At 48.3% G+C, this 21,728-nt stretch carries 14 protein-coding genes and 1 tRNA gene; 11 read left to right on the forward strand and 4 right to left on the reverse strand.

The window, feature by feature from the left end; translation table 11 throughout:
• The first annotated feature begins 191 nt into the window (after positions 1 to 191).
• The 6 genes from plsX (at position 192) to H6H02_RS04530 (ending at position 5,873) form a co-directional block, all read left to right on the forward strand.
• A complete protein-coding gene (gene plsX, locus H6H02_RS04505) occupies positions 192 to 1,223 on the forward strand; it encodes a phosphate acyltransferase PlsX (protein ID WP_190815072.1) in 1,032 nt (343 codons plus the stop codon).
• 127 nt (positions 1,224 to 1,350) lie between these two features.
• Entirely contained in the window at positions 1,351 to 2,349 is a 999-nt protein-coding gene (locus H6H02_RS04510) for a beta-ketoacyl-ACP synthase 3 (RefSeq protein WP_190815075.1), read from the forward strand.
• Positions 2,350 to 2,586: 237 nt separating this feature from the next.
• Positions 2,587 to 3,474, forward strand: a complete 888-nt coding sequence (fabD, locus tag H6H02_RS04515) for an ACP S-malonyltransferase (protein ID WP_190815077.1) — start codon at positions 2,587 to 2,589, stop codon at positions 3,472 to 3,474.
• 140 nt (positions 3,475 to 3,614) lie between these two features.
• Positions 3,615 to 4,253 carry a lysophospholipid acyltransferase family protein gene (locus tag H6H02_RS04520; RefSeq protein WP_190815450.1) on the forward strand — a complete coding sequence of 213 codons (639 nt, stop codon included), beginning with the start codon at positions 3,615 to 3,617 and terminating at the stop codon, positions 4,251 to 4,253.
• Between the two features lie 182 nt (positions 4,254 to 4,435).
• On the forward strand, positions 4,436 to 5,485 hold the full coding sequence (locus tag H6H02_RS04525; protein ID WP_190815079.1) for an AI-2E family transporter: 1,050 nt from the start codon (positions 4,436 to 4,438) through the stop codon (positions 5,483 to 5,485).
• An 85-nt stretch (positions 5,486 to 5,570) separates the two neighbouring features.
• Positions 5,571 to 5,873, forward strand: a complete 303-nt coding sequence (locus tag H6H02_RS04530; protein WP_190815081.1) for a DUF2288 domain-containing protein — start codon at positions 5,571 to 5,573, stop codon at positions 5,871 to 5,873.
• Here the strand turns inward: H6H02_RS04530 and H6H02_RS04535 are convergent.
• The 4 genes from H6H02_RS04535 to gndA form a co-directional block, all read right to left on the reverse strand.
• The gene (locus H6H02_RS04535; protein WP_190815083.1) at positions 5,812 to 6,489 is read right to left on the reverse strand and encodes a YdcF family protein; all 678 of its coding nucleotides are present in this window, start codon (positions 6,487 to 6,489) and stop codon (positions 5,812 to 5,814) included. The two genes, H6H02_RS04530 and H6H02_RS04535, sit on opposite strands and share 62 nt — an antisense overlap.
• A gap of 143 nt (positions 6,490 to 6,632) precedes the next feature.
• Positions 6,633 to 6,706, reverse strand: a tRNA-Arg gene (locus tag H6H02_RS04540).
• Positions 6,707 to 6,755: 49 nt separating this feature from the next.
• A complete protein-coding gene (locus tag H6H02_RS04545) occupies positions 6,756 to 7,829 on the reverse strand; it encodes a tocopherol cyclase family protein (RefSeq protein ID WP_190815085.1) in 1,074 nt (357 codons plus the stop codon).
• Positions 7,830 to 8,137: 308 nt separating this feature from the next.
• A complete protein-coding gene (gene gndA / locus H6H02_RS04550) occupies positions 8,138 to 9,634 on the reverse strand; it encodes an NADP-dependent phosphogluconate dehydrogenase (protein WP_190815087.1) in 1,497 nt (498 codons plus the stop codon).
• A gap of 231 nt (positions 9,635 to 9,865) precedes the next feature.
• Between gndA and H6H02_RS04555 the strand changes: the two genes are divergently transcribed.
• From H6H02_RS04555 to H6H02_RS04575, 5 genes are all read left to right on the forward strand, one after another.
• The gene (locus H6H02_RS04555; protein WP_190815089.1) at positions 9,866 to 10,777 is read left to right on the forward strand and encodes a Ycf66 family protein; all 912 of its coding nucleotides are present in this window, start codon (positions 9,866 to 9,868) and stop codon (positions 10,775 to 10,777) included.
• Between the two features lie 301 nt (positions 10,778 to 11,078).
• Positions 11,079 to 14,006: an isoleucine--tRNA ligase gene (ileS, locus tag H6H02_RS04560; protein WP_190815091.1), complete on the forward strand. Its 2,928-nt coding sequence runs from the start codon at positions 11,079 to 11,081 to the stop codon at positions 14,004 to 14,006.
• Between the two features lie 547 nt (positions 14,007 to 14,553).
• The gene (locus tag H6H02_RS04565; RefSeq protein WP_190815093.1) at positions 14,554 to 15,471 is read left to right on the forward strand and encodes an isopeptide-forming domain-containing fimbrial protein; all 918 of its coding nucleotides are present in this window, start codon (positions 14,554 to 14,556) and stop codon (positions 15,469 to 15,471) included.
• Positions 15,468 to 19,511 (forward strand): hypothetical protein, encoded by a 4,044-nt coding sequence (locus H6H02_RS04570; protein WP_190815095.1) that lies wholly within the window; start codon positions 15,468 to 15,470, stop codon positions 19,509 to 19,511. Before H6H02_RS04565 ends, H6H02_RS04570 begins: the two co-directional genes overlap by 4 nt.
• Before the next feature lie 90 nt (positions 19,512 to 19,601).
• The gene (locus H6H02_RS04575; RefSeq protein WP_190815098.1) at positions 19,602 to 21,689 is read left to right on the forward strand and encodes an OmpA family protein; all 2,088 of its coding nucleotides are present in this window, start codon (positions 19,602 to 19,604) and stop codon (positions 21,687 to 21,689) included.
• Positions 21,690 to 21,728: the final 39 nt, after the last annotated feature.

Raw genomic sequence — 21,728 nt, forward strand, 5'->3', positions numbered from 1 at the left:
AGTGAAAAGGGATAAACTCTCCTGTACGACAACCAGTTCTCTATTTTTACCTAATTTAGAAGTACCATTTTTTTTCACCCTTCTTTTATTCATCCATCCTCTGTCCTCTTTCAGCCTTCCGGATTGACCCCAGTTTCTCCAGGAGTCATCGGGTACTGGTAGAATTTTTAAGGTTTATATCACTTTGATCAATGGGATCGACTCGCGCACGGATCGCAATTGACGCTATGGGTGGCGACCATGCCCCCGCTGAAATCGTTGCTGGAGCGCTTAGGGCACAGGAAGAATTAGACGTAGAGGTTTTGCTGGTGGGCGATCCTCATCAGATTGAAGCTTCCCTAGGGCAACACACCAGTTCTCATCTTCCTCAAATTGTGCCTTCTGAGGGCACAATTGAAATGCACGAGGAGCCTCTAAGTGGTTTAAAACGCAAGCCCAAGGCTTCGATCAACGTCGCAATGGATTTGGTAAAACAAAAACAAGCCCAAGCAGTAGTGTCAGCGGGTCACTCAGGAGCCGCTATGGCATCTGCTCTGCTGCGACTGGGACGCCTTCGGGGGATCGACCGACCCGCCATTGGGGCAGTTTTGCCAACGATGATCGCCAGTAAATCGGTGCTAATTCTCGATGTCGGCGCAAATGTCGATTGTCGTCCTAAGTATTTGGAGCAGTTCGCACTAATGGGGTCGATTTATAGCCAGTATGTACTGGGTATAGACGTTCCTAAAGTGGGGTTGCTCAACATCGGGGAAGAAGAGTGTAAGGGGAACGATCTGGCAGTTCGCACTTACCAAAGGCTGCAAGACAATTCGCAAATTTGCTTTACTGGCAATGCTGAAGGGCGAGATGTCCTGACGGGTAACTTTGATGTGGTCGTTTGCGATGGTTTTGCTGGCAATATTTTGCTGAAATTTGCGGAAGCAGTTGGTGAGGCGGTATTACAAATCCTCCAGGAAGAGTTACCTCAAGGATTGTGCGGTCAAATCGGCACAGCTTTGTTGAAACCAAACTTGCGGCGCATTAAGCAGCGGGTGGACCACGCGGAACATGGCGGTTGCTTGTTATTAGGGGTAGGAGGCATTTGTATTATTAGCCACGGTAGCTCCCAGGCTCCATCAATTTTTAACGCGATTCGCTTGGCGAAAGAAGCGGTTGATAACCAGGTACTAGAGCGAATTCAGTCTCAAGATATCAGTGCTAAACAATCGACAGTCGGCGAATAGGCAAAAGTGTAAAGGATGAAGTGTAGAATGTGACATTCTAGCGTCGATCGTTTAGAATTAATCGATTTAGCTAAAAGCTAAAATGCTAATAGCTGATACCTAAAGACCCCAGCAAGCATGGAGAGCAATGTTGCAACAAACAGGCGTCGGCGTCGCCATTACCGGAAGCGGCTCTGCGATCCCCTCAGTTTCCCTGGATAATCAAGGACTAACTCAGCTGGTAGAAACTTCCGATGATTGGATTGCTACCCGCACGGGGATTCGTCAGCGGCGGCTGGCGGGTGAGGAGTCCTTAAGTGCGATCGCCACCCTTGCGGCACAAAGAGCGATCGCAATGGCTGGGATTGCTCCAGAAGACCTGGATTTAATTATTTTGGCAACTTCCACTGCTGATGATTTGTTTGGAAGTGCCTCATCAATTCAGTTTCAACTGGGAGCATCCAGGGCGGTAGCTTTTGATTTAACAGCAGCTTGCTCTGGATTTGTCTTTGGTCTGGTCACGGCATCGCAGTTTATTCGCACCGGCGTCTATCAAAATGTCTTGCTGATTGGGGCTGATATTCTGTCGCGCTGGGTAGATTGGTCAGATCGGGGAACCTGCGTGTTATTTGGGGATGGTGCCGGTGCCATTGTTATGCAGGCGAGTGAGCGCGATCGCTTACTCGGATTTGAACTCCGCAGTGATGGAACCCAGCACCAATCCCTCAGCCTAGCCTACACGGCACAGCCCAAAGAACTGGTTCCTGGAATCAATGTCCAAGCTGGCACTTACCACCCCATTACCATGAACGGCAAGGAAGTCTATCGCTTTGCCGTGCAAAAAGTACCGGAAGTGCTGGAAAAAGCAATGTTTCGAGCAAGTATCAGCATTGAACAAATTGACTGGCTGCTTTTGCATCAAGCCAATCAGCGAATTCTTGATGCTGTCGCTCAACGCTTAAAAATTCCTACCGAAAAAGTCATTAGCAATCTTGCTAACTACGGCAATACTTCTGCTGCTTCCATTCCTTTAGCGCTGGATGAAGCAGTGCGAGAAGGCAAAATTAAACCAGGAGATATTATTGCTAGTTCGGGATTTGGTGCGGGTCTGACTTGGGGCGCAGCGATTTTCCAATGGGGCAGATAAATCAATTTTAGATTTTTATTTTGCGGAGGTCGGAGATTCTCCACCTCCGATAATTTTCGAGAAGGGATCGGCAATGGGTAATCAAAGTAATGAGTGTTAAGGATTGAGTTTTAAGGCAAGAAGAAAATTCTTTAAGCCAAAACTCAAACGCGATCAATCGCGCCTCTAAAACTGAAAACTTTTCTTCAATTACCCATTACTAATCGCCAATTACGAATTACCAATTACCAATGACCAATGACAAAGACCGCATGGGTGTTTCCTGGGCAAGGTTCCCAGGCAATCGGAATGGGAGTAGATTTATTAGACTTGCCAGAGGCGAAGGCTAAGTTTGAGCAAGCCGAGCAAATTTTAGGCTGGTCTGTACCAGAAATCTGTCAGAGTCAGGAAGATAAATTATCCCGCACTCTTTATACCCAGCCCAGCCTGTATGTGGTAGAAAGCATTTTGGCGGATCGAATGCAAGCTGGGAGACATCAACCTAACCTCGTTGCCGGTCACAGCCTGGGAGAATACGTCGCTCTCTATGTCGCCGGTGTTTTTGACTTTGAGGCTGGGTTGCGCCTGGTCAAACGTCGGGCAGAGTTTATGGATAGCGCATCCGATGGCATGATGGCGGCTCTGATTGGGTTTGACCGCGAACAGCTAGAACAACAAATTCAGCAGACGCCTGACGTTGTATTAGCCAACGACAACAGTTCTGCTCAAGTCGTCGTCTCTGGAACCCCGAAAGCGGTGGAGGCAGTGCTAAGCCAGGTAAAGGTAAAGCGCGTTGTCCGCTTAAATGTTTCAGGAGCCTTTCACTCGCCCTTAATGGCGGAAGCCGCCGCTGAGTTCCAGGCAGTTTTAGAGTCAGTTCCGTTTAATTCTGCTCAAGTGCCAGTACTGTCAAATGTGGAACCTGTCCCCTGTGTGGACGCTGATATTTTAAAAGAGCGCCTCATCCGTCAGATGACCGGCTCGGTGCGGTGGCGAGAAATTTCTCTAGAATTGCCAGTACAAGGAATTTCGCAGGTTGTGGAAATTGGGCCAGGGAAAGTTCTCACGGGTTTAATTAAACGAACTTGCCCCGATTTAACCTTAGAAAACGTGGGTAGTGTTGCAGAGTTGCCGAACTCAAAATAAAGTCCAGCGACAGCGACAGCGCACGAGAGTGAGAGAATGGAAAAATTCTCTCCTTCCCTCATTAGCCAGGGAAGGGGAAAAATCAGACAAGGTGGTTAAAGGTTTACAGCGAGAGTACGGTGGATAGCGAATTATCTAATTTGGGCAGAAGCCGCGAGCCTGTTTCGAGTTTAGTTCTATACCATCTGTTTAAGTGGTCAGTGGTCAGCCCCGTGCTTCATGCTTACCTGCGAGGTCGGATTTATGGGTGTGAACATGTGCCTCCATTGGGACCGCTTCTAGTGGTTAGCAATCATGCCAGTGATTTTGATCCGCCGATTTTGTCCTGCTGCGTGCGACGACCCGTCGCCTATATGGCGAAGGAAGAACTGTTTCGAGTCCCAGTTTTGAAGCAGGCAATTAAGTTGTATGGTGCTTATCCGGTGAAGCGAGGTTCGGCAGACCGGAGTGCAATTCGTTCGGCGCTGACTCTCCTAGAGGAAGGATGGGCGGTTGGTCTCTTTTTGCAAGGAACGCGAACGCCAGACGCCCGGATTTCAGACCCTAAGCTAGGTGCCGCGCTGATTGCCGCCAAGGCGAAGGTGCCGCTGCTGCCCGTTAGTTTGTGGGGTACGGAAGCGATTTTCAAGAAAGGGTCGCTGGTTCCGCGTCCGGTGCCAGTAACGGTGCGGATTGGTCAGGTAGTTGATCCTCCTAATTCAACAGACCGGGATGAGTTACAGGCAGTAACGCAAAAATGCGCGACAGCGATTCATGCGTTGCACGATTTAGGTCGTTGACGGATTTCAAATTATAAGATTTTCTCGACGAAATTAAAACGTTGGGATGATGTACTTACAGTTGCGCTTTCAGTAGGATTAGGTTATTCCAAATCTGTCTGAATATGCGGCTATTGCTTCATTCAATAAAGAAATGAGTCAATCAGCTGGATTCTGTATTCAATCATCATCCCAAAAAGAAAATGAGCGAACCTTCTGCCAAGTATCTTTTGCAGCGACTGAACAATTTGGCATTGGTTAGATTTTTGCTTTTCGTTGCTTCTGGTTGGGCTTTTGTAAAAATTTTAGCTTACTTTGAAACAGTTATTGTCATTTTTACATTTGCAGCTATTGTTGCTTTTCTACTGAGTTATCCCGTGCGATCGCTAAATCGCTTTTTGCCACACGGTGTAGCCGTTACTGTGGTCTTTTTTATAGGGATGATAGTAATCGCTAGTCTTACTGTCACAGTTGGCTTAACCGTTGTATCGCAAGGTCAACAATTAATTTCTAGTTTAACGACTTTTTTCAATTCTTTAATTCCTCTGGCTTATCAAATAGAAAAATATTTTTTAAGATTTAATGTTCAAGTGAACTTGAGCATAATTCAAGAAGAATTTCAAAATCAAATTATCTCATCGCTGGGGTTTGGAATCGGTTATAGCTTAACAACAATACAAGCCTTTTTTGCTAATTTTCTTAATTTGATATTAATTGCCGTTATTTCTTTTTTCATGCTGCTAGATGGAGAAAAACTTTGGAAGCTTATTCTTAAATTTGTTCCCGCGCATTTACAAAATAGATTTACCCTCGTAATTCAACGCAAGTTTCTCGGATTTTTTAGAGGACAGATGCTTTTATGTTTATTTCTGACTACTACTACTTTTTCGGTTTTCTTAGTTTTAAATGTACCGTTTCCATTACTCCTGGCAATTATTGCTGGATTATTCGATTTAATCCCTGGGATTGGAGCTACTTTAGGGGTTGGTATCGTTTTTGTTATTTTATTGTCTCAGAGTGTTTGGTTAGCCATTAGAGTAGTAGTGGTTTGTATCATTATCCAGCAGTTGCAAGACAATTTTATCGCACCTCGGATCATGCAAAATTCACTTAATATTAATCCAGTTATCGTATTTCTTGCCTTGCTAGTAGGCGCTAGAGTAGCAGGATTACTCGGAATTTTTATTGCAATTCCGATTACTGGAGTCCTTGTCAGTTTATTTGAAATTGATGAAATGAAAGCAGAATCTTAGAGGGATGTTTAGAGGCATCTCATGAGGAGTATCAGCTTCTATAAAATAGATTAAAATAAAATTTGCTGAAATCAAAAAAATAAAAATGCAGGGTTTAAGAGAAGAATTAGCAGAATTGATCGATGAGGCTGAGTGGAACTGGTTGATGCCTCATGCGGAACGGGAGGCTGTGGTTATCGTATCTCAAGAGCTGGACTTGCTGGATGTAGGGGTAGCGATCGCAAATGATGATGTTTCCTCTGTACAACACTGGATTAGCGAACAATTGATTTACAAGCCTTCCGAAGAGCAGAAACAAGATTGGAACAATAACCGAAACAAGCGGTTCAGCGCTTTGATCGTGTCGCCTTATGTTTTGGTAAAAGAAACGGCGACAATTGCTGCTTAATCTGATTGGATGACTGACCGAGGGTGGCTCCCGTATAGCCGGTAGTCACCCAAAGCATAGCTCTGGCTCCATCCCGAATTGATTTCTCAATCGGTTCCTGCGGTATCCCTGAAGGCACAACAACCGGCTTCAGAGTAATGCCCCGGCTGCCTAGAACAATCTCTCCAATTACCCTGGCGCGGCGCATATGATAGTCAGAGGTAATTAAATAGATGCTAGTGATCCCAAGACTCTGCAACTCATCAACCAGTGTCGTGAAGTTCGTAACCGTATCCACCGCCTGATAGTCCAAACGCAGGCGACGCGGGCCAACTCCAGCCTTAGCAAAAACCCTTTGAACGTAAGCTTTGTTAGTGCTACCTGAAGAAACCCAGATGGGCAAATTTGAATGCTGACGAGCCATTGCGGCTGCCAACTTCTCTCGCTCCAAGGCTGAAGTAGAGCCGCCCAAAACTAACATTGCCTGGGGTTTGACCTGGCTTTTTTCAACTTCCTTGTATCCAAACCACAGCGCCACAGGTAAAGCTAGTATTAGGAGCCGAGAATATCTACTTTTAGAGCGTGAAGGCTTGGAAAATAAGTGTTTTTGTCGGCTAGGACCAATTTTCAGGATCATCAATCAATTGAAAAAGCCGTGTTTACATGGGAAGCGATACGCACGAAGCGCGATCGCTAACTTGCGAAAATTCTCTATTCCAGCTAGCGTCCACGTAGATACACTCCACTGGGCGACTAACTGTTTTAGAGAGTAACAGACAACGGGACTGGCCAGGCTCGAACCGGCGACCTAGCGCTTAGGAGGCGCTCGCTCTATCCAACTGAGCTACAGCCCCAATTCTAAGGCGATCATAGCAGCCCAAGGGCAGCATTACCCAGTTGAATTTAAGTAGATCGCCAGGTTTCTTCCCAAGGACCACCGCCTGTTTCCAATCCACATAGAGAACTGCGAGCTTTCAGGATGATTTTGGATTTGTCATCCCGTTGGCGCAGTTCTAGGTCAACTTGACCGTTCATCGTGTCGCGACAACAAAAGATTAAACCCTTTTCAGTCGGGGCACGCAAGAGAGTCCCTGGTAGATTTGTTGTGGCGGTTAACTCAACTTCAAACTCAGAATTATGGGCTTGCATTTGCCAGCTGCCCCAAGGCTCGATATTCCAACTTACCTTTGAGTTCCAAGGTACAAATTCATAAAATTTGCCTTGATAGTGCAAGCCAATCATCGCCACCGATTCCATCCACCACAGCACCCCGCGTCTTCCTCCACCAGCCGTTAAGGCGATGACTGAAGACTCCTCAAAACCATTGCAATTCAGCCAGAACCATTTTTGAGGAAAAGAGCGTCCCCAGTTTTTTTCACCGTAGGCAGGGGCATTGGTGAAGTCGTAGCGTTTTCCATTCCACTCAATCCAGCCAGTTGCCAGCCCGTGAGCCATCAAAATTTGCCATCCCGGTTCAAAAATCGGGAAAGAAGACAACCATCCGGCTGTTGATTGTTGTGGCTGATTTAGATTCCCCCATCCATATACAGGTTTAATCTCATACTGCCAACGCGCTTGAGAACCCGTGCCAGGATCATGTAAAACTCCCTGATGCCAAGTAGCAGTAGCTTGATAGCCATCTTGAACGTGACGCTCAAAAGCTTCTGCGGGAAGGTAGGCGGGTTTGGTTAATAAATCGGTTTTGCCCCAGTGTCCCAAGGCTAGAACGTCCCGCGATGCCCAGAATTTATTGACATCCGGGAAAGTCCGGCAAAGGTAACTATCTTCGGGACCCAGAATTTGGGCAGCACCGCCGCTGTGGGGTTGATTGCCCAAGGGATCTTCGATGGAGTACATGAAAGCAAAGGTATGTCCGCAATCTGGTAAGGTGACGCGGTAATACCAACCTTCAAAGAATCGCTGACTGGTGCCGTCCCAGTGGTAGCCACTGTGAGGCGTTTGCAAAGGATTTTCCATCAATTCAAGTTCCTAACGGTTTCTCAGGATGGCGATCGCCCATTCTCCGCTCCCTGGATGCTGGATTCAAATACCCCAGATTCAGTTTGTGCATGAGGATTCGTGTAGTCAAAGTTCTTGATTCAGAACAACCTGGGTGATGAATCCCTGAGAAAGGGGATCTGAGGACTTGCCTTAAATTTTCACCCGAAATTGATGGGAAAAGATGCGATCGCGCAACGTTTACCAAAAGAGTGACACAAAGCTAAAAGCGGTTGAAATCGACACAACGAGGGTAGAGCGGGCATTGCCCGCTCTACTACTCCTATTTATGTAATCGTCGTGCGTAGAGTGTCCGCAGGATCTTGAGCTTGAAGTGGCTCAGGCGTTGAGGTTTGAATGGTTTCCTCATCAATTCGAGTCCACTCGGTATGGAAGAAGCCTGCTTTATCAACGCGCTCGTAGGTGTGGGCACCAAAGTAGTCTCGCTGAGCTTGGGTGAGATTTTGCGGTAAGCGATCGCGTCGGTAACTATCGAAATAATCTAGCGACGCGCTGAATGCCGGAACTGGAATTCCTAGCTTCGCCGACTGCGCCAATACCTCCCGCCAAGCATCCTGGCGATCCAAAATTGTCTGCTTAAACTCAGGAGCCAGCAGCAAATTAGGCAACTCTGGATTTTCCTTGAAAGCAGATTTAATCTTATTCAAGAACCTGGCTCGAATAATACAACCACCCTTCCAAATGCGGGCAGTTTCGCTCAAATTCAGGTCATACGAATAAGCCTTCGACGCCGCACTCAATAACGCCATCCCTTGAGCGTAAGAGCAAATCTTCGAGCAATAGAGAGCATCACGGATTTGGTTAATGAAGGTTTTGGGATCTCCCTCATACTTGCCGGTTGGACCCATTAACACCTCCGAAGCAGCCACTCGCTCCTTCTTAAAGGCAGACATGATCCGGGCATTCACCGCTGCTGTCATCGTCGGAATAGAGATCCCCAATTCCAGCGCACTCTGTACCGTCCAGCGCCCTGTACCTTTCTGCCCAGCTGCATCTAGAATCACATCGACCAGAGGCTGACGAGTATCGGGGTCAGTGTAATTGAAGATATCCGCTGTAATCTCAATCAAATAAGAATCGAGTTCTTCGGTAGTATTCCATTCGGCAAATACTTCATGCAGTTGGGTAGCATCTAGCCCCAACGCAGTCTTGAGCAAGTCGTATGCTTCTGCAATCAGCTGCATATCGCCGTACTCAATGCCATTGTGTACCATCTTGACGTAGTGACCGGCACCCGCAGGGCCGATATAGCTCACACAGGGGCCATCATCCACCTGAGCCGAAATTTTCGTCAAAATTGGCTCCAGATACTCATAGGAGCTTTTCGTCCCTCCCGGCATCAGGCTAGGGCCATTCAGCGCTCCTTCTTCACCTCCACTGACGCCCATCCCGATAAATCTGAACCCAGACGGCTCTAATTCGCGGGTGCGGCGAGCAGTATCATCAAACAAGGAGTTGCCACCATCAATAATGATGTCACCCTCTTCCAGTAGTGGTCTGAGCTGGTTAATCACCGCATCTACCGGCGCACCCGCTTTCACCATAATCAGGATTTTGCGAGGACGTTCTAAGGATTCGACAAAATCTTCAATGGAATAGGCAGCATAGACATTTTTGCCCTGTGCTCGTTCAGCCATAAAGGCATCCGTTTTTTCTGGCGTGCGATTATAGACGGAAATGGGGAATCCATTACGCTCCACATTCAGCGCCAAGTTCTCGCCCATGACCGCCAAACCAATCACACCAAAGCTCTGCTGTGTCATAAGATTCAATGTTCAACTCTGCAATGCTTTTGAACAGTTGCTTTTCCTTCAGAGTAGCCCGATATCCTGAAAGTTTTCCCTAAAGAAGATATTAAGAGTCGCAAAAGTAGTACAGCCTCCTTCACCGAAGAATCAACAATTGAAACAGCAGATTTAGTTTTTATTTGTATCTAAGTCAACAATCTCAAGCAAAATTGAAACATAGACACAAGTATTTGGAGCATCCACGAAATGCTGGCATATATCCTAGCGATCGCTGTTGCAGTCGGTAGCTTCGCCCTTTACATGGCGGCTTTCTTTTTCCCCGAAGTACACCGAAAGAGTGATTTTATCTGGAGTGGGGTGGGATTGTTCTATGCCCTGGTTTTATGGGTGTGTGCTGGACGCATCACCGGCGGTGTACTGCTAGGTCAAATCGCTAGCGTAGCGCTAGTTGGTTGGTTAGGTTGGGAAACCCTGACATTACGACGAAGTCTTACCCCCGCAGCCCAGCAAACTGAGATTCCGAGTCCTGAAGCATTGCAGGAAAAACTGACCAATTTATCCATACCGCAGCGGATAACCAGTCTATTTGCAAATCTCAAGGACAAAGCTCAGCAGACGGCAAGTAAAGTTACTCAGAGCAAACCAGGCACTGGAACACCCCAACCAGGAGCATCCAAGACGACAGAACCTGCGCCAGCCACTGACACCGGAAAACCCCGTGTCACCATGCTGGATAACCGGAAACCGGATGAAGATGAGGATGAAACGGTGTTACTCAATCAACCACCCGTTCCATCCACACCCTCCCAACCCAAAGTGGTATCCACCCCCTCTCAAGAAAGTGCCCAAGACCGAGACTTAGATGACTTGGAACCCCCTGCATCTGTGGAAGCAGCCACTATAGGGGACACAGTCATAACAGCACCAGAGACTGCCCCATCATTACCCTCAGAGTCGGAGGCTAACCCAGAAAACTTACCCGAACCAGTTCGCCCGAACCCCCCCGACCCCGAACTGGTAGAAGCTGCTCTAGAAGATGCTGAAGAAAAGCACATTCCGGCTTCACCGCCAGAACCAGCCCATGAAGAAACGAGTGACTCGGTAAGTGCAACAGAGCAGGCAAATCAGCCGTTAGAAAATCCACCCAACCCAACTTAAAAATAAAGGTTAGGAGGAGAATGAGCCGCAAAGCTGGTGTATGTCGTGAAGGAAGCAGCGGAAGGGATAGCAGCCCTAACGCTTTGTGAAGGCGAGATCCCCGACTTCGAGAGAGAAGTTGGGGATCTTAAGGGCTGGCATCTCCCAACTAAAATCAGATTGCGATCGCGGCTTATTCCATTTTCTTGCTTTGTGTTCTGTGCATCTTTGTGGTTTAGTTTTTCCGCCACAACTTGAAGAGATTGCGATTTGTAACCGATAATGATTGAAAGAGGACTCAATCATTTCTCGGCATTAAACTGTGACAGCAACAGGGAACTACAAAGACACCGTTAATCTGCCCAAAACCCAATTTGATATGCGGGCGAACGCTATTAAGCGGGAACCGGAACTGCAAAAATTTTGGGCAGACCAGCAAATTTATGAGCGACTGTCGCAGAACAATCCCGGTGAACTTTTTGTTTTGCATGATGGCCCGCCCTATGCCAATGGTTCGCTCCACATTGGTCATGCTTTAAATAAAATCCTCAAAGACATCATCAACCGCTACCAGCTTCTGCAAGGGCGCAAGGTTCGCTACGTTCCAGGCTGGGATTGTCACGGCTTGCCAATTGAATTGAAAGTCCTTCAGCAAATGAAGCCAGCAGAGCGGCAAAATCTGACGCCGCTGGATCTCCGCCACAAAGCCAGAGACTTTGCCCTCAAAACAGTAGACGAGCAACGCCAGAGCTTCAAACGCTATGGCGTTTGGGGCGACTGGGAGCATCCGTATCTAACTTTAAAACCAGAGTATGAAGCCGCTCAAATTGGCGTCTTCGGTCAGATGGTGCTGAAGGGATATATTTATCGCGGTTTAAAGCCAGTTCATTGGAGTCCGAGTTCTAAAACGGCGCTGGCTGAGGCGGAGTTAGAGTATCCCGAAGATTCCGAAGGTCGCCCAGCCCACACTTCGCGCAGCCTTTATGCAGCTTTCCAGATGACGAATCTGGGGCCAGCCGTGCGATCGCTTCTTTCACCGTTCTTGCCCGATCTGGGTGTGGCAATTTGGACGACGACGCCTTGGACGATTCCCGCCAACCTAGCGGTGAGCGTGAATCCAGAACTGACCTACGCAGTCGTGGAAGTGGAGGCAGATTCTCTCCCGATTTCTAGCAAATACCTGCTAGTAGCTGCCGATTTGGTGGAACGGTTGTCAACGACGCTCTCGACCAATCTCACGGTAAAAGCGACAGTACCGGGTAAAGATTTGGAACATAGCACTTATCGGCATCCGCTGTTCGACCGTGAAAGTCCGATTGTGATTGGGGGCGATTATGTCACCACCGATTCCGGTACGGGATTAGTTCATACGGCTCCCGGTCATGGAGATGAGGATTACAAGGTCGGTCAACGCTACGGTTTGCCACTGTTGTCGCCAGTAGATGGTGATGGCAATTTCACGCAAGAAGCAGGACAGTTTGCAGGGTTGAACGTACTGGGTGATGGAAATCAGGCAGTAATTGACGCGCTAAGCCAAGCGCGATCGCTACTGAAAGAGGAACCCTACGTTCATAAATATCCTTACGACTGGCGCACGAAACAGCCGACCATTTATCGAGCTACAGAACAGTGGTTCGCATCGGTGGAGGGATTTAGAGAAGAGGCGCTAAAAGCGATCGCTTCTGTGAACTGGATTCCCGCTCAAGGTGAAAATCGGATTACGGCAATGGTCGCGGATCGTTCTGATTGGTGTATTTCCCGTCAGCGCAACTGGGGCGTGCCAATTCCCGTTTTCTACGAGCTGGAAACCAACGAACCGCTACTGAACGAGGAAACTATCGCCCACGTCCAAGCAATCATTGCCGAAAAGGGTTCGGATGTCTGGTGGGAAAGGTCAGTAGAAGAACTCTTGCCAGAAAGTTATCGCCATAACGGGCGCAGCTACCGCAAAGGCACCGATACGATGGATGTCTGGTTTGACTCAGGCTCCTCTTGGGCGGCGGTAGCCAAACAGCGCCCAGAATTGCAATATCCAGCGGATATCTATCTAGAAGGCTCCGATCAGCACCGGGGTTGGTTCCAATCGAGTTTGCTCACCAGTGTGGCAACCAACGCCATCGCGCCCTACAAAACCGTCTTGACGCATGGCTTTACCTTGGATGAGCAGGGGCGCAAGATGAGTAAATCTCTGGGGAATGTCATCGACCCCTCGATTGTGATCAATGGGGGCAAAAATCAAAAAGAAGAGCCACCCTACGGTGCTGATGTTTTGCGTCTGTGGGTTTCCTCGGTGGATTACTCTTCGGATGTCCCCATCAGCAAGAACATCCTCAAGCAGATGGGAGATGTTAGAAATAAGATTCGCAATACGGCGAGGTTCTTGCTGGGCAATTTACACGATTTTGACCCGGCTAAAGATGCAGTACCTTACGAACAACTGCCGGAACTCGACCGCTATATGTTGCACCGGATGACAGAAGTCTTTGGGGAAGTAACGCAAGCATTTGAGAGTTTCCAGTTCTTCCGCTTTTTCCAGACGGTGCAGAATTTCTGCGTTGTTGACTTGTCTAATTTTTATCTAGATATTGCTAAAGATAGGCTCTACATCAGCGCCCCAAACGCCCGCCGTCGCCGTAGTTGTCAGACAGTTTTAGCGATCGCACTGGAAAATTTAGCCCGTGCGATCGCGCCTGTTCTCTCTCATACAGCAGAAGATATCTGGCAATATGTGCCCTATCCCACATCTTACAAATCTGTGTTTGAAGCGGGGTGGGTGAAGTTAGAGGAGCATTGGCAAGCTCCAAAACTAGCAGGATTTTGGCAACAATTGCGACAAATCCGCACTGAGGTGAATAAGGTGATGGAGCAAGCAAGGGCAGAAAAAATGATTGGTTCTTCTCTAGAAGCCCAGGTATTACTTTATGTCCCGAATGCTGAGTTCCGCTCTTTACTACAAGCCTTGAACTTGAATTCTGCCCTCCATTCTCATCCTCAGTCTTCAGGGCTGGGTAATTGTGTGGATGAACTGAGATACTTATTTATCGCCTCCCAAGTAGAGCTGCTAGATTCTCCGGAAGCATTGCAAGGCTTAAAATACAGTTCGCAGACAGAAGCTTTATCGATTGGCGTAGTCAAAGCAGACGGAGAAAAATGCGATCGCTGCTGGAACTACTCGGTTCACGTAGGTGAATCTGCCGAGCATCCCCTGCTGTGCGAACGTTGCATTCCCGCCTTAGCCGGTGAGTTTTAGGTCGCAAAAAACGACTGCTTTTCCCTTCGCCCTGCTCTATCCCCTACAGCTCCGGTTCCCCTCCCTGCTTGCGGGGAGGGGTTAGGGGTGGGGTTCTTTGATTATGAGCTATGAGCAATGTGATGGATTCTTCAACATCCCATCGCGCCTAGCCTAGTCAACGCCGATTAAATTTGCCCTAAATTTAGAAAACTCAAGATTTTCAGTAGAATTGGCTGATTTCTTGACAATTTCGCGCTCAAGAACCCGCTGATGCAAACGCAAAAATCAAATATAAATATTTTTTAATTTAATTTATCTGCCAAAAGGTATAAAAAAATTATTAAGGCGAAAAAGAAAACTCTTCCTATAGTAATATTCCTGAGGATATTCTCTTGCGGAATTAACTCAGATACAGGTATTGTCGTAGATCGTAGAAACCTGGTAGTGTAAGTTTCACCAAATCAGGGTCTATACCCCTCAGGGAGCATCAGGGAGTCTACCGCCACAATTTCTTTATCTCTTTAACAGTCCAGAAATGGGGTGTTTTATTTAGTTAATTTTGCTAATGAAATCCCTGCAAACTCTGTTGGGGCGCGTCTACCTGCCTCTAACAGCTATCCTAACTTGCTCGTTTGCCTTTCCCTCGCTGCCCGTTAGCGCGATTGACATCTTGAATTCCGCCTCTGCGGCGGGTGACAATCTCCCCCCAGAAGGCGTGAAATCCAATGAAACTTCAGTAACGGCGGGTCAAGCGGTTCTAGAACTGATCAAAACAGGCGATCGCGCTGCTGCGGAACCGGGCGACACAGTTGTTTATCGCTTGGCATTGAAAAATACCGGCACAGCCACTGCTAGCAATATCAGCATTACAGACACCCTACCTGTGGGCTTACGGTATGTGCCGGAGTCTTTGCAAGCCTCGCTGACCAGTGGTACCAGTACTGCCCAAACCACTATACAACCCGCTACTACGTCCAACCGGACAGTTACCTTTAATTTTCCTAAGCTTGAGCCGAATCAAACCCTGAACGTGGTTTATGCCACCGTGGTAACGCCAGACGCCGTTCGGGGGAACGGGAGAAATCAGGCTCAAGAAACGAGGAGCAACATCGCCAGCCATCAGTTGCGGATTCGACCCGGTATTTTGTCAGACTGCGGCACCCTGATTGGGCGAGTATTTGTCGATAAAAACTTTGACGGCGAACAGCAGCCAGGAGAGCCAGGAGTGCCCAATGCTGTAATTTTTATGGATGACGGCAACCGCATTACGACCGATGCCAACGGTTTATTCTCACTTGCCAATGTTATCTCTGGCTACCGTACCGGCACGCTGGATTTAACCAGTCTACCGGGCTACACTTTGGCTCCCAACCAAAAATTTATTGAGCGCAATAGTCAGTCCCGCCTGGTGCAACTTGAACCGGGAGGATTAGTACGGATGAATTTCGGGGTGACACCCGCCTATGGGGAGGGCAAGCAGTGATTAACCGGGCAAAAAGCAAAAAACAGCCGCAAAAAGAAGGAATCTTGACATATTTCTCCTTCTTATTACTGTTTACTTTTTATTTCTTACTTCCTCGCTCCGCGAAGGCAAATGAACTGTCTGCACCTCCTCAAGGCGGACTGGAGGAAGATTCCGAGTTTGCAATAAAAAATTCCACAACTCTTCCTGCAATCGAGCAGACGACTGCCTTAGAAACGACACCAGAAAATTCAGAAGTCTGGAGCGCAAATTCTGAATTCGCCATCCCAGATTCAGCAGAAATTCTAGATTTAGCTCAAAATACTGTACCGACAGCTTCACCCCCCCCTTTAGTAGAGAAAGCGGTAGGGACGGCAGAACCAGCAATATCGCCCAACCCAGCGCCTCAAAATACCGCGCCGACAGCTTCACCCCTCCTCGAACTTCCGGAACAGGTTGGGTCAACTCCCAAGAACTCGATAACGACCGTACCAACTGCCAGCGAGCTGAGACAGTCGCTCCCTCAAACGAATGCCCAGCAGCCTCCTCAGCTAAACTCAGATGCGATTCTGGCACCTACGGAAGTTCGGATTATTACCCCTGAAAGTGGAGTATTGGGGGAGGCTTCTACGAACCTTGTCATCCAGTACCACACTCAAGCTCAGGTAAAAGTCAGCGTCAACAAAAAACCACTGGATGCCAAAATACCCACGCAGATAGAGCGAGACGAAGCCCAAAACATCATCACTCAAGTTTGGTACAACGTCCCTCTAGAGAAAGGCGAGAACACAATTACAGTGCAAGCGAATAACGGCACCTCGGCAAGTGTCAAGCTAACTGTAGAAAAGACAACTGCCAAAACCTTAGAAATTGCTCCAGTTAGTGATGCCCGAATTCCCGCTGATGGGCGATCGCTACTGCCCCTAGCAGGGAGAATCACGAATGAGAAAGGCGAATTAATCCGCGAAGATACCGTCGTAACTTTAACGACTAGCGCCGGTAAGTTTGTCGGTGCTGACGAGGACAAAGATCGAGCCGGATTTCAGGTGATTGCCAGAGGAGGGCAATTTACCGCCCAACTGCAATCGAGTTTGGAAGCGCAGAAAGTACGGATTCGAGCTGCTACAGAGGGGACTAGGGGTACTACGTCAGAAAGAATTCGGGTTGAGAAAGACAACTTACCTACACCAATTAACCAATCCCCCAACGCCAATCCCCTGTCTCCCAATCTCCAACAATATCCAATTCCCTCTAATACCCAATACCCGCCAGTCCCTCCGACTGACCACCCAGTTGCTTATACCCAAGACCAACTAAGCACTGATACCCTTGAAACTTATACGCAGGTAGAATTCATTACCAATCTGCGCCCTTCCTTGGTTTCGGGCGTGGTGAATCTGCGGATTGGTCCTAAAGGAACAAATTTCTGGGGACCGCGCCGGGAGTTTCTAAATCCGGATACGATCGACGATGGCACTAATATCGATTTGAGTGCTGCGGTTTTTGCCACGGGTAAAGTGGGGGAATGGCTGCTTACGGGTGCATATAATAGTGCGCGTCCCCTCAACCAAACTTGCGATGGCATCACCACCCTGTTCCGGGGGCCACAATTCTGTGAGCAACAATATCCCGTTTATGGTGATAGCTCCACAGTTGATTATCTAACCCCTTCAAAAGACAGCCTGTATTTCCGTCTGGAACGGACTTCCCCAGTTTTTGGTGCTGAACCAGACTATGTGATGTGGGGAGATTACAACACTACCGAATTCGCCCGCGCCTCTCAGCTATTTAGCGCCACTTCTCGCCAGCTACACGGATTCAAGGGCAACTATAACCTGGGAAATCTGCAAATCACTGCCCTCTATAGCCCGGATGTTGAGGGATTCCAGCGAGATACTGTTGCTCCCAATGGCACCAGCGGCTATTATTTTCTGTCCCGTCGTTTGCTGATTCCCGGTAGTGAAAGTGTTTTCCTAGAAACAGAAGAAATTAACCGTCCAGGAACGGTGACATCGCGCAAACCCCTAGTTCGCGGGCCTGACTATGAAATTGACTACGACCGGGGAACGCTACTATTCCGTCGTCCCATCTTTGCCACGCGATTTGACCCGTTTGGCGTTACTCAGGTGCAGCGAATTGTCGTCACTTATCAGCATGAAGGGGTTGATAGCGAAGAGACAAATATTTATGCGGGACGGGCGCAGTATAACTTCTCTCAAGACTTGAATCGTCAATCCTGGATTGGAGCTAGCTATTTCCAGCAAGACGAGGGATTGCAGGATTTTGAGCTATTGGGTGCGGATTTCCTATTCCCCTTAGGGAATAGCGGTCAAATTGTTGGGGAATATGCCCGCTCAGCTCATAATTCTCCGTTTAACGGGGATGTGAACGGAAATGCTTATCGACTGGAAGCGTATGGAGCGATCGCTAAAAGCATTCTCGCCCGCGCTTATTACCGTTCTGTCGAGGAGAATTTCTCCAATAATGCGACAACCAGTTTTACCCCCGGTCAAACAAGATACGGTGCAAATATTGCCGCCCAACTTAGCCAAACTACTTCGCTGACTGCTGGCTACGATCACGAGGTAAATTTCGGCACTGCGCCCTTAGAACGGGTGGAATTTTTTGATATTTTTAACCCTCAACCCCAACCCACACCCGGCGAAAAAGTTGATAATTCTCTAACTACAGTTCGCGCTGGAATTCTACAAAAGTTTGGGGCTTCAGACCTCAGCTTAGAATACGTCAACCGCTCCCGCGACGATCGTATCGGCGACACCTTCGACAGCAACGCCAGCCAAATTGTCTCTCGCCTCAACGTTGCTTTAAATGATGCCCTCACCTTTCGGGCACAAAATGAACTGAACTTAGGCAACAGTAGCGACGCCCTTTATCCCGACCGTACCACCTTCGGGCTGGACTGGGCAGTCATGGAAGGCGTAGCTTTGCGACTCGCCCACCAATTTGTAGACACCAGAGTCTTTGGTCGCAATTCCATCACTAGTCTGGACACACTGGTAGAACAAAAACTCGGCGAAAACACCTCGATTACAGGTCGCTACTCGATTATTAGCGGCTTCAACACCATCACCGGACAAGGGGCAGTCGGTTTAAATCACCGCTGGGTTGTTGCCCCCGGATTGCGAGTCCATCTGGGTTACGAGCATATCTTCAGCGACCTATTTAGCCGCACCGCCGCCGGACCGCGATTTGAACAGCCCTACGCTACCGGACAAAGTGCTTCCTCCTTAGGACTCAGCGGTGGCGATGCTTACAGTGTTGGGGTGGAATATACTGACAATCCCAATTTCCAAGCATCCGGCCGATTCGAGCATCGTACTGGCTCCGGTGGTAGTAACACCGTGATTTCTGGTGCTGCTGCCGGTAAACTCTCTCCCTCCTTGACTGCTTTAGTGCGCTATCAACAGGCAAGTGCTTCTAACCAGTTGTTATACGCCTTGGGAGACACAATGAACGTCAAGCTGGGTATGGCGTACCGCAATCCCAACTCTGACAAGTGGAATGGTTTATTGAGTTATGAATATCGCCGTAACCCCTCCACCATTCCAGAGACATTGCTGCTGGGCAGTGGCACGGGTTACAGAGATCACATCATCGCTGCGGAGGCGATTTATGCTCCTTCCTGGCGGTGGGAATTTTATGGCAAATATGCCATGCGAAACAGCACTACTGATTTAGCCAATAACTTCAGCAACTCTTCGACTGTATTTCTGGCACAGTTCCGGACGATGTACCGCCTGGGATATCGCTGGGATGTGGCGGGGGAAGCTCGCTGGATTGGACAACCCGATACGAATTTTAATGAAACCGGCTTTGCTCTAGAGGCAGGTTATTATGTGACGCCGGACTTGCGAGCGTCTCTGGGATATAGCTTTGGCAGTGTAGATGACCGTGATTTTAGCGGTTATCGGTCGGAGGGTGGTGTTTATTTTGGCTTAACGCTGAAGGTCAATGAACTACTCGGCGGCTTTGGGCGACAAAAAGTGTCACCGCCTCAGCAACAAGAATCCCAGGTGCAACCAGTCGCGGTAGAGAGGTAATGGGGACTGAGAAATGGGTAATTGGTAATGGGTAATCGGTAAAGAATGACCAATTATCAATCGCTGATCGCTAATCATAAATGACTACAGATGAACGCTAAAAAATTTCTCTTACCTTTTGTTTTTTTACTGTTGCCTGTTTCTGCAACTGCTCAGACAGAAAATTTAAAAGTTGTTGTTAATAGCAACCAGGATGGAGCAGTTAATCCAGATGAGACCTTAACGCTGCGGGAAGCAATTGAGATTGTCAATGGTACATTACCTTTAGATCGTCTTAGTAGCGCCGAACAAAGCCTGGTTTCAAGTAATGGTGGTACGGGTTCGCTGATTGCTTTCAATTTGCCGTCAGCAGATACTACCATCCGCCTCGTTGATGTGCTGCCACCATTAGCTCGTCCGGGATTAGTTGTTGATGGTACAACTCAACCAGAGTATGACCCCGAAGGGACTGCAACTGCCGAGATCGCAATTCCGATTCCGGTAGTCGCGATCGCTCCCGCCGCAGATCGAGAAGTCTTCCGGGGCTTAACAGTTGTTGCGGATGGGGTGACAATTCGCGGATTAAGCCTCTACGGTTTCACCTCCCGCCATCGCGCCACGGCTACCTTGCCACCAGCAGACATTTTTATCGATAATCCTCAGTCTGCTGCGATTAAGGGAGCCGCAAATGGTCAAAAGTTACCAGAGAACCGGGAAGGCGAAGCATCACCAGTTTCCAATTCTCCGAAAAATGTAGTCATTGAAAACAACTGGTTAGGGATTTTGCCCGATCAAAGTGTGCCGCAGCAAACTTCGGCCTTTGGGGTATTTGTCTTTAACAGTTTGGGAACAACCATTCAAAGAAATCGAATTGCCAACCACGATGGCAGCGGGATTATTACCTCTGTTCAAGCTGAGAATTTGCAGGTAACAGAAAACATTATTGTTGGTAACGGGATTGCGGGAATGCCCGATGCAATTCGCTTAGAAGGAAAGATTGATAAGACACGGGTTAGCGCTAACTTGATTTGTGCTAACGATGGTAGTGGCGTCTTTTTATTTAAACCCCAAGGCGCGGCGCAGATTAATAATAACCAAATTATTTATAACGGTCGTCGCTTGCGTCGGGCAGCCGTTTACCTGATGGGGAACGATCATCAAGTGATCGAGAACCAAATCGGTCATCAAACCGGACCGGGTGTCGTGGTTGCATCTTATCCCAAGAGCGATCGCAATCTCATTCAATCCAATCGCTACTTCGATTTAGCCGGTTTGAGCATCGACTTAATCGCTCAACAAAATACAGGTGTCCAAGATTACCAACGAGGAGATGGTCCCAATCCACCTCGGAATTCGCCAAATCGTCGCTTGGATACGGCTAACTCAGCGATTAATGCCCCCCAGTTCATTAGCCGCGAATTTTTTGTACTCGGTAATAAAACGAATCTATCTGGAACTGCCGATCCGGGTTCTCAGGTAACAATTTATCGAGTGGAGGAGAATGCCGAGACGCCCTATGCCCCTTTAAGAGAACCGCTGACAACAGGTGCAGTAGATGACGAGGGGAATTTTAGCCTCACACTCGATAATTTACAACCGGGAGATAGAGTTAGCGCGATCGCGACAGATCCCAAGTACGGCACCTCCGAACCCGCCGCGAATGCCTTAATTTCATCAACAGTCGCTGGTAAACAACAAACAGCGGCAACGAATAATCCAGCACCAACAATTCCTCAATGTACCACCGCACCCGCTCCCCCAGTAGTACAGGTGCCGCCGGAAGAACCGCCACCGCCACCGCCAGAACCCATCCGCATCCAAGTGCCAACCAACGTCCACTTTGCCCTCGACAAAGCCACGATTAGCCCAGAAAGTGCCAGAATTCTCGATCGAATTACCGAAGTTTTACAAGCAAATCCCCCTATCGTGATTGAGCTTCGAGGTCACACCGATCCTCGTGCCAGCGATGCTTATAATCTTGACTTGTCAAATCGGCGAGCGATCGCAGTGAGAAATTATTTATTACGGCAAGGCATTGCCCCAGAACGCATGACAATTCGCGCTTTGGGTGAATCTCAACCGCGAGTTACTGGAAGAAACCGTCTAGATCATGCCCGGAATCGTCGGGTCGAATTTATCTTCAAAGATGCCAGAGGCATCGATCTATTTGTTCAAGAAGAAGATTTGCAGTTGGAGTAAGAATCGTTACCCATTGCTCTCTAACCGCCATTAACCCGT

The organism is Coleofasciculus sp. FACHB-1120, assembly GCF_014698845.1.
Classification (GTDB): Bacteria; Cyanobacteriota; Cyanobacteriia; order Cyanobacteriales; family FACHB-T130; genus FACHB-T130.

Coding starts and splice junctions, on each gene's coding strand:
- fabD (WP_190815077.1), top strand. CDS start 2,587: ATGACAAAGACCGCATGGGTGTTTCCTGGGCAAGGTTCCCAGGCAATC.
- H6H02_RS04525 (WP_190815079.1), top strand. CDS start 4,436: ATGAGCGAACCTTCTGCCAAGTATCTTTTGCAGCGACTGAACAATTTG.
- H6H02_RS04530 (WP_190815081.1), top strand. CDS start 5,571: ATGCAGGGTTTAAGAGAAGAATTAGCAGAATTGATCGATGAGGCTGAG.
- plsX (WP_190815072.1), top strand. CDS start 192: ATGGGATCGACTCGCGCACGGATCGCAATTGACGCTATGGGTGGCGAC.
- H6H02_RS04510 (WP_190815075.1), top strand. CDS start 1,351: ATGTTGCAACAAACAGGCGTCGGCGTCGCCATTACCGGAAGCGGCTCT.
- H6H02_RS04575 (WP_190815098.1), top strand. CDS start 19,602: ATGAACGCTAAAAAATTTCTCTTACCTTTTGTTTTTTTACTGTTGCCT.
- H6H02_RS04535 (WP_190815083.1), bottom strand. CDS start 6,489: ATGATCCTGAAAATTGGTCCTAGCCGACAAAAACACTTATTTTCCAAG.
- H6H02_RS04555 (WP_190815089.1), top strand. CDS start 9,866: ATGCTGGCATATATCCTAGCGATCGCTGTTGCAGTCGGTAGCTTCGCC.
- H6H02_RS04545 (WP_190815085.1), bottom strand. CDS start 7,829: ATGGAAAATCCTTTGCAAACGCCTCACAGTGGCTACCACTGGGACGGC.
- H6H02_RS04565 (WP_190815093.1), top strand. CDS start 14,554: ATGAAATCCCTGCAAACTCTGTTGGGGCGCGTCTACCTGCCTCTAACA.
- gndA (WP_190815087.1), bottom strand. CDS start 9,634: ATGACACAGCAGAGCTTTGGTGTGATTGGTTTGGCGGTCATGGGCGAG.